The 12,067-nt window shown below is 71.5% G+C and carries 14 protein-coding genes and 2 tRNA genes; 1 reads left to right on the forward strand and 15 read right to left on the reverse strand.

Annotation, left to right across the window (positions count from 1 at the left end; genetic code table 11):
- Position 1: 1 nt before the first annotated feature.
- The 10 genes from ACFV9T_RS01680 to ACFV9T_RS01725 all read right to left on the reverse strand — a co-directional run bounded on the left by ACFV9T_RS01680 (position 2) and on the right by ACFV9T_RS01725 (position 5,245).
- A tRNA-Ala gene (locus tag ACFV9T_RS01680) sits at positions 2–74 on the reverse strand.
- 118 nt (positions 75–192) lie between these two features.
- Positions 193–426, reverse strand: a complete 234-nt coding sequence (locus ACFV9T_RS01685) for a hypothetical protein (RefSeq protein WP_009717962.1) — start codon at positions 424–426, stop codon at positions 193–195.
- A gap of 5 nt (positions 427–431) precedes the next feature.
- The gene (locus tag ACFV9T_RS01690; RefSeq protein WP_385436083.1) at positions 432–590 is read right to left on the reverse strand and encodes a hypothetical protein; all 159 of its coding nucleotides are present in this window, start codon (positions 588–590) and stop codon (positions 432–434) included.
- A gap of 340 nt (positions 591–930) precedes the next feature.
- A tRNA-Ala gene (locus tag ACFV9T_RS01695) sits at positions 931–1,003 on the reverse strand.
- 97 nt (positions 1,004–1,100) lie between these two features.
- Positions 1,101–1,754: a histidine phosphatase family protein gene (locus tag ACFV9T_RS01700; protein WP_385436131.1), complete on the reverse strand. Its 654-nt coding sequence runs from the start codon at positions 1,752–1,754 to the stop codon at positions 1,101–1,103.
- Complete coding sequence (rsfS, locus tag ACFV9T_RS01705) at positions 1,751–2,191, reverse strand: ribosome silencing factor (protein WP_385436084.1); 441 nt, start codon at positions 2,189–2,191, stop codon at positions 1,751–1,753. Before rsfS ends, ACFV9T_RS01700 begins: the two co-directional genes overlap by 4 nt.
- A gap of 124 nt (positions 2,192–2,315) precedes the next feature.
- Positions 2,316–4,145 carry an LCP family protein gene (locus ACFV9T_RS01710; protein ID WP_385436085.1) on the reverse strand — a complete coding sequence of 610 codons (1,830 nt, stop codon included), beginning with the start codon at positions 4,143–4,145 and terminating at the stop codon, positions 2,316–2,318.
- Between the two features lie 10 nt (positions 4,146–4,155).
- Positions 4,156–4,767 carry a nicotinate-nucleotide adenylyltransferase gene (nadD, locus tag ACFV9T_RS01715; RefSeq protein ID WP_009717958.1) on the reverse strand — a complete coding sequence of 204 codons (612 nt, stop codon included), beginning with the start codon at positions 4,765–4,767 and terminating at the stop codon, positions 4,156–4,158.
- Positions 4,768–4,826: 59 nt separating this feature from the next.
- Positions 4,827–4,994: a hypothetical protein gene (locus ACFV9T_RS01720; protein ID WP_385436086.1), complete on the reverse strand. Its 168-nt coding sequence runs from the start codon at positions 4,992–4,994 to the stop codon at positions 4,827–4,829.
- Positions 4,995–5,095: 101 nt separating this feature from the next.
- Positions 5,096–5,245 carry a hypothetical protein gene (locus ACFV9T_RS01725; protein ID WP_385436134.1) on the reverse strand — a complete coding sequence of 50 codons (150 nt, stop codon included), beginning with the start codon at positions 5,243–5,245 and terminating at the stop codon, positions 5,096–5,098.
- Positions 5,246–5,348: 103 nt separating this feature from the next.
- On the opposite strand from ACFV9T_RS01725, the gene ACFV9T_RS01730 reads away from it, so the two are divergent.
- Positions 5,349–6,530: a M48 family metallopeptidase gene (locus ACFV9T_RS01730; RefSeq protein WP_385436087.1), complete on the forward strand. Its 1,182-nt coding sequence runs from the start codon at positions 5,349–5,351 to the stop codon at positions 6,528–6,530.
- An 11-nt stretch (positions 6,531–6,541) separates the two neighbouring features.
- Here ACFV9T_RS01730 and ACFV9T_RS01735 read toward each other — a convergent pair whose 3' ends face one another.
- The 5 genes from ACFV9T_RS01735 to proB all read right to left on the reverse strand — a co-directional run bounded on the left by ACFV9T_RS01735 (position 6,542) and on the right by proB (position 11,920).
- Positions 6,542–7,612, reverse strand: coding sequence for a hypothetical protein (locus ACFV9T_RS01735; protein WP_385436088.1), 1,071 nt, complete (start codon positions 7,610–7,612; stop codon positions 6,542–6,544).
- Between the two features lie 133 nt (positions 7,613–7,745).
- A complete protein-coding gene (locus ACFV9T_RS01740) occupies positions 7,746–8,372 on the reverse strand; it encodes a hypothetical protein (RefSeq protein WP_385436089.1) in 627 nt (208 codons plus the stop codon).
- A 105-nt stretch (positions 8,373–8,477) separates the two neighbouring features.
- The gene (locus ACFV9T_RS01745) at positions 8,478–9,782 is read right to left on the reverse strand and encodes a glutamate-5-semialdehyde dehydrogenase (RefSeq protein WP_385436090.1); all 1,305 of its coding nucleotides are present in this window, start codon (positions 9,780–9,782) and stop codon (positions 8,478–8,480) included.
- Positions 9,783–9,881: 99 nt separating this feature from the next.
- Complete coding sequence (locus tag ACFV9T_RS01750) at positions 9,882–10,373, reverse strand: hypothetical protein (protein ID WP_385436091.1); 492 nt, start codon at positions 10,371–10,373, stop codon at positions 9,882–9,884.
- Between the two features lie 398 nt (positions 10,374–10,771).
- Positions 10,772–11,920: a glutamate 5-kinase gene (gene proB, locus ACFV9T_RS01755; protein ID WP_385436132.1), complete on the reverse strand. Its 1,149-nt coding sequence runs from the start codon at positions 11,918–11,920 to the stop codon at positions 10,772–10,774.
- Between the last annotated feature and the right edge of the window lie 147 nt (positions 11,921–12,067).

The raw sequence follows: 12,067 nt of genomic DNA on the forward strand, positions 1-12,067 counted from the left end.
GTGGAGCTAAGGAGAATTGAACTCCTGACCTCCTGCATGCCATGCAGGCGCTCTACCAACTGAGCTATAGCCCCAGGTCTTGCTGTTCCGCCCGGGTTTCCTGTCCGGTTCCCCTCGGCGGCATCGCCTACATTACACGGACGCCCCGGGCTTTAGCCAAATCGATTGCCGCGCGGGTCCTGACCAGTGCCCTCACGCCGTCGCGAACGAGTAGAAACGCTTCAGCGTGCAGTGCTCTTCGAGGAGCCGACCGTAGATCGGCTCGCCCTCCAGCTCCCGGTAGGTCTCGATCGGGTCGCCCTTGATGATCAGCGCCTGGGCGCACTCCGCGCACCAGTACTGGTAGTCGGAGTTGAGCGGCTCCATGTCGCGGACGATGGGTGTGCCGCCGCCACACCAGTCACATTTCCGGCTGTGTGCTCCCATGTCACTCAGCTCCAGCTGTGGCCGCAGGCCGTACACACGTAGGAAACACCGCCGTTGTCACCGAGTACCTGAGCCACATGACCGGAGCCGCAGGCCGGGCATTCGATGCCCTCCCGAGCTGCCTCGGAAAGGTCCTCGAACGCGTCGAGGATGCTGGTCGGCATCCCACCCGTCCCTCCCCATCGGACTATCGGCCCTGCGCCCCCGCCGGCGGTCCGATTCTGCCACGGGGCGACGCCCAGGTCAGCGGAGATGCGAACAGACGCCTCACCAGACTCATCAGCGCCTCGCACACCGCCACTTCCGCCGAGCCTCGCGCGCTCGGGCGGTGTCGTCCAACCTACCCAGGAAGATCGCACCGAACCCAGCCACCCCGGCGACAGGCCGAGTTGAGCCGACGTCAACAGGGGGCGGCCACAGGCGAGACGGGCCACGCACACACGCCGCGCGCACAAAAGCGGCGATCCCGCCTCCCGGTGAGGGAGACGGGATCGCCGCCATCTGTGGAGCTAAGGAGAATTGAACTCCTGACCTCCTGCATGCCATGCAGGCGCTCTACCAACTGAGCTATAGCCCCGCTGCTCTCCGCGCCGCTGCGCTTCGAACAAGAAGGAGCTTAGCCGGTGACCAGCCGGAAAAGGAAATCGGGCCGGGAGGGGGCCGCCGGTCGTCGCTTAGGCGTCGTCACCGAGGACGGGCTCGGGGAGCGATCCGGCGTTGTGCTCCAGCAGCCGCCAGCCGCGCGCGCCCTCGCCCAGCACCGACCAGCAGCAGTTCGAGAGGCCGCCGAGCGCCTCCCAGGTGTGCGGCTCCAAGCCGAGCAGCCGCCCGATGGTGGTGCGGATCGTGCCGCCGTGACTGACCACCACGAGGGTGCCGCCGTCGGGCAGCTTCTCGGCGGCCTCCAGCACGACCGGCGCCGCCCGGTCGGCGACCTCGGACTCCAGCTCGCCGCCGCCGCGCCGCACCGGCTCGCCGCGCTTCCACGCCGCGTACTGGTCGCCGAACCGCTCGATGATCTCCTCGTGCGTGAGCCCCTGCCACTCACCGGCGTAGGTCTCCCGCAGCCCCGCGTAGTGGTCGACCGTGAGCCCGGTCACGGTCGCCAGCTCGGCGGCGGTCGCCACGACCCGCTTGAGGTCGGAGGCGACGATCGCGTCCGGCCGCAGCCCGGCCAGCAGCCGGGCCGCGCGGTGGGCCTGGGCGACGCCGGTGTCGGTCAGCTCGATGTCCAGCGAGCCCTGGAAACGGCGCTCGATGTTCCAGGCCGTCTGGCCGTGCCGCCACAGGACTATGCGGCGGCCGCGGCCGCTCATGGTGCCGTTCAGCTCAGCTCACCGCCCGCACCGCCGTCCGGGCCCTGCGCCTGCGCGTACTCCTCCGCCTTGCCGCGGGTGGCCTGGGCGTCGGCCGGAAGCTCCAGCTGCGGGCAGTCCTTCCACAGCCGCTCCAGGGCGTAGAAGACGCGCTCCTCGCTGTGCTGGACGTGCACCACGATGTCCACGTAGTCCAGCAGCACCCAGCGGGCCTCGCGGTCGCCCTCGCGGCGCACCGGCTTGGCACCCAGGTCCTTGTTCAGCCGCTCCTCGATCTCGTCGACGATCGACTTGACCTGGCGGTCGTTGGGCGCCGAGGCCAGCAGGAAGGCGTCGGTGATCGAGAGCACGTCGCTGACGTCGTACGCGATGATGTCGTGCGCGAGCTTGTCGGCGGCTGCCTGGGCGGCGGCGTTGATGAGCTCGATGGAGCGGTCCGTGGCGGTCACAAGCGAGGCTTTCCGGTCGGTGGGGACCCTCAGGGTCTGGCCCCCCAAGGGTCTCACGCCCCACCGACACGGCTCGCGGCCATTACCCCGTGACCGCCGTGACACCGGTTACGGAGGCCGCGACTCAGCCCTGGGGGTCGTAATCCGCGCCGAGGACCACCGTCACATCCGCGTTGGCCGCGCCCTTGCCCTTGGCGACCGAGGTCGCGGGCAGTCCGAGGGTCTTGGCGACCTCCTTGGCCTGCCCGGCCTGCTTGGCGTCCGCGTACGTCACCCGCGAGGTCTGCTGCGGAGAGCCGCCCTCGGTGGCCGCGACGACCGTGAAACCGCCGTTGACCAGCGCGACCCGGGCGGCGCCCGACGCGTCCTGGCCACCGCCCGCGCTGGTCACGCTCACCCGCGCCGCGGAGCCCGGGTCGGTGTTCTTGACCGTGCCGCCGAGGACGCTCTTGACGACCCGGTCGGTCGCCCGGGCACTGAGCGTGCCGTCGCTCTGGACCGGCAGCATCATCGTGTCGTAGTCACCGCCCTTGGCCTGTCCGGCGAGCCGCGCAAGCGAGGCGCCGAGCTGCTGCTCGGACAGCGACGGGTCGGGGATCTGGGCCAGCTGCTCGACGGTCTTGGTAGCGCCGCCCGTATCGCTGGAGACCTTCTTCAGGGAGGCGTCCATGACCTGGCCGAACCGCGCGAGCTGCTTGGTCTGCGCCTCGCCCGGGGCCCGGTAGGTGGCGTACGCCACCGCCGCCTGGCCGCTCAGCACCTGCTCCTTGCCACGCTTGACCAGCGGGTCCTCGCCCTTCCGGGCCGCCGGGACGGTGGTGTCGGTGTCCAGGGTGATGCTGCCGACCAGCTCGACGAGGTTCTCCAGATAGGGCGTGTCCAGCCGCCAGGTGCCCTGGATCTTCGAGCCCAGCAGGGTGGACAGGGAGTCCCGGGTGGCGTCCGAGCCCTCGTCGGTCACCGACTTGCCGAGCGTGGTGGAACCGCCGTCCTCGGTGGAGACGGACAGGTCGTTCGGCAGCAGGACGGTGGTGCCCTTCTTGGTGGTCTCGTTGTCCACCAGCAGCGCGGTGGACGTACGGCCGCCCTTCAGCTCCCGCAGATGGACGACGATCACATCCCGCTTCTGCGGCCCCCCGGCCGCCGCCTGGGCATCGCCGTCGGCGGAGAGACCGGGCAGCTTGCCCGCGTACCAGAGGTAGCCGACCCCGCCCACGGCGGCGAGGACCAGCACCGTGACGAGCGCGACGAACCGGTTGCGGCCCTTGCGGCGGCGCTCGTCACGCCGCTCGGAGCGGGTCTCGGCGAACTTCAGCCAGTCGATGACGTCTTCGGAGTCCTCGTCGGGCTCCTCCACGAAGGAGAACTGCTCGGTGCGGTACTCCGGATCCGTGCCGGGCTTGCCCGCGCCGCCGGGCTTCCGGGGGCCGTCCGGAGACGGGGCCGAGGGGGCCGGGGCGGGGGCGGGGGCGCCGCGGGACGGCTCCTGCCCGGCCAGCTCGGCCAGCTCCTCGTACGGGTTCGGCTCGTCCTCCTCGGCCGGTGCGACCGGGGCGCCCGGTGCGGCCGGGGCGGCCGGGGCGGGGGCAGCGGGTGCGGCAGGCGCGGCGTAGCCGTAGCCCTGCTGCCCGTACTGGTCCTGCTGCTGGACGTCCTGCGGATAGTGCTGCTGCTGTCCGTAGTACGGGTCGTACGGCTGCTGCGTCTGCGGATACTGCGTCTGCGCCTGCTGGGCCTGCTGTGTCTGCTGCGCCTGGCCGTACGGGTCGTAGCCGTATCCGTAGCCGTCCTGCTGCCCCTGCTGCTGCCCGTAGTACGACGACGGGTCGTAACCCTGCTGCGTCCCCGGAGGCTGGTACACCGGCTGCCCATAGGCGTCGTAGCCGTAGATCTGCGGCTCCTGGGCATACGGATCCCGTGCGTACGGGTCGTACGGGTCCTGTCCGTCGTTCACCGGTACCCCTTCAGCAGTCGTGCCGGTACAGCTCTCGCTTGTCGATGTACCGCACCACACCGTCCGGCACCAGGTACCAGACGGGTTCGCCGTGTGCGACACGCGCCCGGCAGTCCGACGACGAGATCGCCAGCGCCGGAACCTCGACCAGCGACACCCCGCCCTCCGGCAGTCCCGGGTCGGCCAGTATGTGCCCGGGACGCGTCACGCCGATGAAGTGGGCGAGCGAGAACAGCACTTCGGCGTCGCGCCACGTGAGGATCTGGGCGAGCGCGTCCGCTCCGGTGATGAAGAACAGGTCCGCGTCACCGTTGAGCGCGCGCAGATCCCGGAGCGTGTCCGTGGTGTACGTCGCGCCGCCGCGATCGATGTCGATACGGCTGACCGAGAACTGCGGGTTCGACGCGGTCGCGATGACCGTCATCAGATAGCGGTCCTCGGCCGGGGAAACCTTTTTGTGGCTCTTCTGCCACGGCTGCCCGGTCGGTACGAACACGACCTCGTCCAGGTGGAACTGCGACGCCACCTCACTCGCCGCGACCAGGTGACCGTGGTGGATCGGGTCGAACGTCCCGCCCATCACACCGAGCCGCCGCTTGGCGGGCCCCTTCTCCTCTTCCATGCGTGCAGACCCTACTGGGCCCGGCTCGAAACCGGGGCCCGAAGAGGCAACGGCCCAGGTCAGCGGTCCCGGTTGAAGCGGGTGGTGATCCACAGCAGCAGGAACAGGATGACCAGAGCGGCACCGCCGGTCATGTAGGGGCTGATGCTCGGGTGGGTGTCCACGTGCTCACCGCCCCCGCTCGCCAGGGTGGTCAGGGCGGCATGTGCGGTGCTGAAAGCGCTCATCGCAGGCGATACCTATCCGGGTCTCGGCGTCACGTCACGTCCGCAACATCGTATGCGAGCCGGATTCCGGGGCTGCTCTCAGTGTGCCCTTCGGCCCGCCCTCAGTCCTGTTTGTACCCCCGCAGCAGGAACCACGCGACCAGGACGGATCCCACGACGCCTACGACGATGACCGTGCGCAGCAGCGCTCCCGGTCCCTGGTCCTTGGAAGTGGCGGCGAGCACGGTGGTGAGGCCAGTCATATCGGGCATGTCTCCACGCTAGACCCCCGCCCGGCAGGGCCTAAGGTGGGGTCCACCAGGGGGGACGGACACGGCCGAGGCACTGCGGGAACAGTCCGCACGAGGGGGACGGATGAGCGACAGCCATACCCATGGGACCGGCGACGGGAGCGGCGCCGGAGAGGGACGCGAGCATGTGCCCAGCCGCGAGAGGCGGCGGTTCCCGGGCATTTCCTCACGCGCGTACGAACATCCGGCCGACCGCTCGGCGCTGATCGCGCTGCGCAAGCTGACCGGCTTCGACACCGTCTTCAAGGCGCTCAGCGGGCTGCTGCCCGAGCGCAGTCTGCGGCTGCTGTACCTGTCCGATTCGGTGCGGGTCAGCGACCGGCAGTTCGCCCACCTCCACGACATGCTGCGGGACGCCTGCTACATCCTGGACCTGGAGCAGGTCCCGGCGATGTACGTCACCCAGGACCCGAAGCCGAACGCGATGTGCATCGGCATGGACGCGCCGATCATCGTGCTGACCACCGGGCTGGTGGAACTGCTCGACGCGGAGGAGATGCGGGCGGTCATCGGCCATGAGGTGGGCCACGCGCTGTCGGGGCACTCCGTCTACCGGACGATACTGCTGTTCCTGACGAACCTCGCCCTGAAGGTCGCCTGGATTCCGCTCGGCAATGTGGCGGTGCTGGCCCTGGTGACGGCGCTGCGCGAGTGGTTCCGCAAGTCGGAGCTGTCGGCGGACCGGGCGGGGCTGCTGGTCGGGCAGGACCTGCGGGCCTCGATGCGCGGGCTGATGAAGCTCGCGGGCGGCCACCATCTGCACGAGATGAACGTGGACGCCTTCCTGGAGCAGGCCGAGGAGTACGAATCCAGCGGGGATCTGCGGGACTCCGTACTCAAGATCCTGAACATGCTGCCGCGCAGCCACCCGTTCACCACCGTGCGCGCCGCCGAGCTGAAGGAGTGGGCCGCGAGCCGGGACTTCCAGCGGCTCATGGACGGCCACTACCCGCGCCGCGACGAGGACAAGGACACCTCGGTCGGCGACTCGTTCCGGGAGTCGGCCAGCCACTACGCGGAGTCGGTCCGCACCAGCAAGGACCCGCTGATCGCGTTCGTACGGGACGTGGCGGGCGGCGCCGGGGACCTGGGCGGCAAGCTGCGCGACCGGTTCACCGGCGGCGGCAGGCCTGGCGGGGACACCGCCGAGGGCACGCCCCCACGGGACACCCAGGACGGCGGGGAGGGCCGGGAGGGCTCCTCAGGGCCCTCAGGGTCCTCAGAGGACGAGCCGCCCCGGAGCTGACGCGCGGGGCGCTAGGGAGTGGGATGCGTCCCCGGGGAGAGCACGCCGCAGAGGGAGACCGGGGTGCGGCCCGGGGCGTACGGGTCGGTGCCGGTCGGGGCGTCGTTGCGGACGCTCTGCCCGGCCACCAGCGGCCGCAGATACCCGGAGGCGTTCGCGGCGCACGCCTGCGGGCCCGCCAGCACGGAGCTGTGCACCAGCTCCACCCGGTGGTCGCGCAGATCCCCGCGATCGAAGCGGAACCGGGTCTCCCGGCGGACCGTGAACAGCGAGGCGTGGTCCCGGGCCCGCTCGTGGGCCCGCTGGATCGCGTAGACGAAGACGTGGTCGGCGCTGACCTCCAGGGTCGAGGGGGTGCGCTCGACGACCGTCAGCGAGCCGCGCACCCGCACCGGCGCGTTGGCCAGCGTCACCTCGGCCGGGCTGAAGCGGGTCAGCCAGCCGGTGGCCGCGTGGCGGCCGTCGTCGACCGGGTGCTCGAAGCTCTGGTCGAACTGGAGCTGCTGGGCGGGATCGAGCAGCAGCCGCACCGCCTGCACCGGGCCGCCGGTGAGCACACCCGGGTCGAGGGTGGACTTCACCACGTAGTCCTTGGCCGTGGTGAGCGCCGTCATCACCTGGCTCTCGGAGAAGCCCTGGGTGCGCCGCACGGCGGGCAGGGTGACCCCCTCGGCGCCGACGCGGAACTCGGCGGCCGGGCTCTCCCGGAACAGCTCCGCGGGCCGCCCGCCGGGCACCTCACCGCGCGGCGAGAGCGGCACCACGCTGCTGCGCAGCGGCTCGACGGCCTGCGGCTCGGGGGCCTGGTAGGGGTGGCGTACGCCCATGTAGACGGCCGCGGCGAAGGCGAAGGCGATCAGCAGGACGAGGACGACGGCCTGCCGCGACGCCCCGGCGCGGGCCCAGGCGCGGCGGCTGCGCACCGCGCGGGAGTGGTCGTCCATGCGCTCCTGGGCGGAGAACTCCTGGAGCCGGGCAGCACGAACGAACGACTCGTCGAATACGACGGAGCGGTACTCGTCCTCACCACCTCCCGGGACGCCCTCGGGTGTCCCCTCGGGAGGGTCTCCACGCCCGGTCATACCTCAAGAGTAGGTCGCCGGGGGCAGCGGTAAACGCGGTGGTACTCCACAACTGCGCGCACAGTGCGGAGGAAACGCCGCATACGGCGCGACGTGCTACGCGGACGTGACACAGGTGTGACGGACGGCGCCGTCACGGGGAGCGCGGTACGACGGAGGCGGGCGCCTCCTGCTCGGCCGCCGTGGACGGCAGGCTGCCGGGCCGCCCCACGGGCGTGCCGTCGACCCCGCTGGTGGCGGGCGGCGGGGCCGGGTCCTGGCGGTTGCCCGAGGTGCCCCGGTAGACCGCCGTGAAGGCCAGCGCGACCACCCCGATGCCCATCAGGACGGCCAGCAGCCAGGCCACCGGGCGGTGCCAGCGGGCATGGCCGCGATAGGGCCGCCCGGCGCTCCCGTAGCGCCCGTACGGGCCGTAGGCGCCGTCCAGCTCCCGGCCCGGGCCGAAGCGGCCGTCCGGGTCGGCGTAGTCGTCGTACGGGCCGTCCCCGAACTCGCCGTCGCCCTCCGGACCGTACCCGTCGTCGAACAGCTCGTCCTCGGGGGACACCCCGGCCCGGCTGCGCCGGGAGGCCTCGGCCTCGGCGCGGGCCTGCGCGGCGGCCAGCATGCGTTCGATGGCGGTGGGTTCATGGATGACGGCGGACCGTACGAAGTCCTCGTCGAAGACCACGGTGGCGAACTCGTCGTTCGCCTCCCCGTGGCTGCGGTCGTCGGGCTCGTCGCCGTTCGGGAACGGCTTGCCCCCCACGTCGTCCGGCACCCATTCAGAGTAGACCGGACGGGTCAATTTGGGCAGGGCGAAATGGTATTCGGGGGAAGATCCCCCCGGTGGCCTCCGGGTTCGCCCATCCCCCGAACGGGTGACTCAGCGGGTGTGTCCATCGCCGGTGACGATGTACTTGGTCGACGTCAGCTCGGGCAGCCCCATCGGTCCCCGGGCGTGGAGCTTCTGGGTGGAGATGCCGATCTCGGCGCCGAAGCCGAACTGGCTGCCGTCCGTGAAGCGGGTGGACGCGTTCACGGCGACCGTCGTGGAATCCACCAATTGGGTGAAGCGGCGGGCGGCCGCCTGGGACGTCGTGACGATCGCCTCGGTGTGACCGGAGGACCACAGGCCGATGTGGGCCACCGCGGCCTCCAGGGAGTCCACGACCGCCGCGGCGATGTCGTACGACAGGTACTCGGTCTCCCAGTCCTCCATCGCCGCCGGGACGACCGTGGCCTTCGTCCCCTCGGCCTCGGCCAGCGCCAGCACCCGCTCATCGGCGTGCACCGTGACACCGGCCGCCGCCAGCGCCTCCAGGGCGCGCGGCAGGAACTCCGCGGCGATGTCCTGGTGCACCAGCAGCGTCTCCGCCGCGTTGCACACGCTGGGGCGCTGGGCCTTGGAGTTCACCAGGATGTCCACGGCCATGTCGAGGTCGGCTTGGGCGTCCACGTACACATGGCAGTTGCCGGTGCCGGTCTCGATGACCGGAACGGTCGACTCCTCGACCACCGTGCGGATCAGCGAGGCGCCGCCGCGCGGAATCAGCACATCCACCAGACCGCGGGCGCGCATCAGCTCGCGCACCGACTCCCGGCTCTCCCCCGGCACCAACTGGATCGCGTCCGCGGGCAGCCCGGCGCCGCCCACGGCGTCGCGCAACACCTTCACCAGCGCGCTGTTCGAGTGGTACGCCGACGAAGAGCCGCGCAGCAGGACGGCGTTGCCCGACTTCAGGCACAGCGCCGCGGCGTCCACGGTGACGTTCGGGCGGGCCTCATAGATGATGCCGACGACGCCCAGCGGGACGCGCACCTGGCGCAGGTCGATGCCGTTGGGCAGCGTCGAGCCGCGCACCACCTCGCCGACCGGATCGGGCAGCGCGACCACGTCGCGCACATCGGAGGCGATGGCCCGCACCCGCTCCGGGGTGAGGGTCAGCCGGTCGACGATGGCCTCGCTCGTGCCCGCCTCCCGGGCCCGCTCCACATCGGTGGCGTTGGCCTCGATGATCTCCTTCGTCCGCACCTCCAGCGCGTCGGCCATCGCCAGCAGCGCGTCGTCCTTGCGGGCGCGCGGCACGGGGGCGAGGTCGACGGCCGCGGCTCGCGCCCGATAGGCGGTCTGGAGGACGGGAGACTTCGGCCAGGGGTCGGTGAGCGGCGACGTGGGTGCGCTGGTCATGCACGCAGCCTACTGAGCCGAGCGCGGCGACCCCTGCGGTATTCCGCTCTTCGAGATGGCCTTCTCATATCTCGAAGAGCCACCCGCGGTCACGTCCGCTCAGAACGGGTGCACGCCCACCGGGGAGGCCGGTGGCGGCCCGTAACCCTCCGCGATGCGCTGGTGATACGTATCACGGTCGATGACCTCAAGGCCCACGATCTCCCACGGAGGCAGCTTGGCCGTGGAACGGTGCTCGCCCCACAGCCGCAGCGCCACCGCCGCGGCGTCGTGCAGATCGCGCGCCTCTTCCCAGTAACGGATCTCGGCGTGATCGTTGGCGTAGCGGCTGGTCAGCAGGAAGGGGTGGTCGTGGGCCAGCTGCTCCAGCGCCCGCCGAACCTCCCGCAGCGGCGCCTCGGCACCCGAGACGCTCAGAGTGATGTGCCACAGCCGGGACAGCTCGACGGGTCGCTTGCTCTGCGCCGTCGCGTCCTCCGTCCCGGCATCGCCCGTCGCGGCGCCGTTCGCGCCGACACCGTTCAACCCGACACTGGTCAGGGTGCGCTCCGCCGCCCCTCGGGGCGGCGCCCCCGGGCGCCCTCGTCTCACCGGCGGCCTCCTGTAGCTCGCTGCTCCGCTCACGCGCGGGCGGAGCACTGTGGCGGTGGTGCTGTACGTCCACCGCGGGCCCGCTGCCCGCGCGACCCCGTTGAACAAAGTTGACCAGTCCTCGCGCGGCGGCGGGGCGTTTTTGCGGAAGGTAAGCCCCCCTTTTTTTGGGGCTCGGCTCGCCTCCGGGGCGCAAAAGCCGGTGTCGACGGTCGACGTGCTCGGTCGCTCACGCGGCGGAGCCGCATATCGATACGAGCCCTCGCTCCCTGCGCGCGCTCTCCCTTTCGACACCGGCGCGCCTTCGGCTCGCCCCCAGCTACCGCTGGGAGGTGCCCCCAGCCGGTCAGACGGGGTTACCGGAGCGCCGGACGCGTCCAAGAGGCCCGAGCGGAGCGTTATCGGTGGCGGTGGAGCACCACCAGATCGTCCCGGTGCACGACCTCGCGCTCGTACGCGGGGCCCAGCTCGCGGGCGAGGTCGCGGGTCGAGCGGCCGATCAGCCGTGGGATCTCCTTGGCGTCGAAGTTCACCAGCCCACGCGCCACCGCGCGGCCCTCCGTGTCGCGCAGCTCGACCGGGTCACCGGCGGTGAACTCGCCCTCCACCGCCGCGATCCCCGCGGGCAGCAGCGAGGTGCGGCGCTCCACGACGGCCCGCACCGCCCCGTCGTCCAGGGTGAGCGAGCCGCGGGGCTCCGAGGCGTGGGCGAGCCACAGGAGCCGGTCGGCCGAGCGGCGGCCGGTGCGGTGGAAGTACGTACCGGTGGGGCGGCCCAGCAGGGCGTCCCCGGCCCGGCTGGCGGAGGTGAGCACCACGGGGACCCCGGCCGCGGCGGCGATCCGGGCGGCCTCGACCTTGGTGACCATGCCGCCGGTGCCGACCCCGGAGCGGCCCGCGCTGCCGATCGAGACCCCGGCGAGGTCCGCCGGGCTCTTGACCTCGCCGATGCGCGAGGTGCCGGGGGTCCTGGGGTCGCCGTCGTAGAGCCCGTCCACATCGGAGAGCAGCACCAGCAGATCCGCGCGTACGAGATGGGCGACCAGGGCGGCGAGCCGGTCGTTGTCCCCGAACCGGATCTCGTCGGTGGCCACGGTGTCGTTCTCGTTGACGATCGGCAGCGCGCCCATGGCCAGCAGCTGGTCCAGGGTCCGGGTGGCGTTGCGGTAGTGGGCGCGGCGGCTGGTGTCGTCCGTGGTGAGCAGCACCTGGCCGACCCGGCGCCCGTAGCGCGCGAAGGAGGCGGTGTAGCGGGCCACCAGCAGGCCCTGTCCGACGCTGGCCGCGGCCTGCTGGCGGGCCAGGTCGCGGGGGCGCTTGTCCAGGCCCAGGGGGGCGAGTCCGGCGGCGATGGCCCCGGAGGAGACCAGGACTATTTCCTTGCCGATCGCGGACCCTGGCCCGGCACCGGCCCCGCTCGCGTCCTGGTCGAGCACCTTCGCCAGCACGTCGACCAGCGCGTCAACCCGGTCCGCGTCCAGACCCCCCGCCGCGGTGGTGAGGGAAGACGAACCGATCTTGACCACGATCCTGCGGGCCGCGGCCACCTCGTCCCGTACCGCCGACCCGTCCTGCTCTGTCACGCCTCTCCCCTGCTCATCCCGGGATGCTCCCCGGCTCTCACGCGCACCTCGCGGAACGCGTGTCCCGCACACTCACATCATGACAAGGGGGCAATCTACGTGAGCCGGGCC

It is taken from the genome of Streptomyces sp. NPDC059850, from assembly GCF_042731515.1.
In the GTDB taxonomy this organism is placed as follows: Bacteria; Actinomycetota; Actinomycetes; order Streptomycetales; family Streptomycetaceae; genus Streptomyces.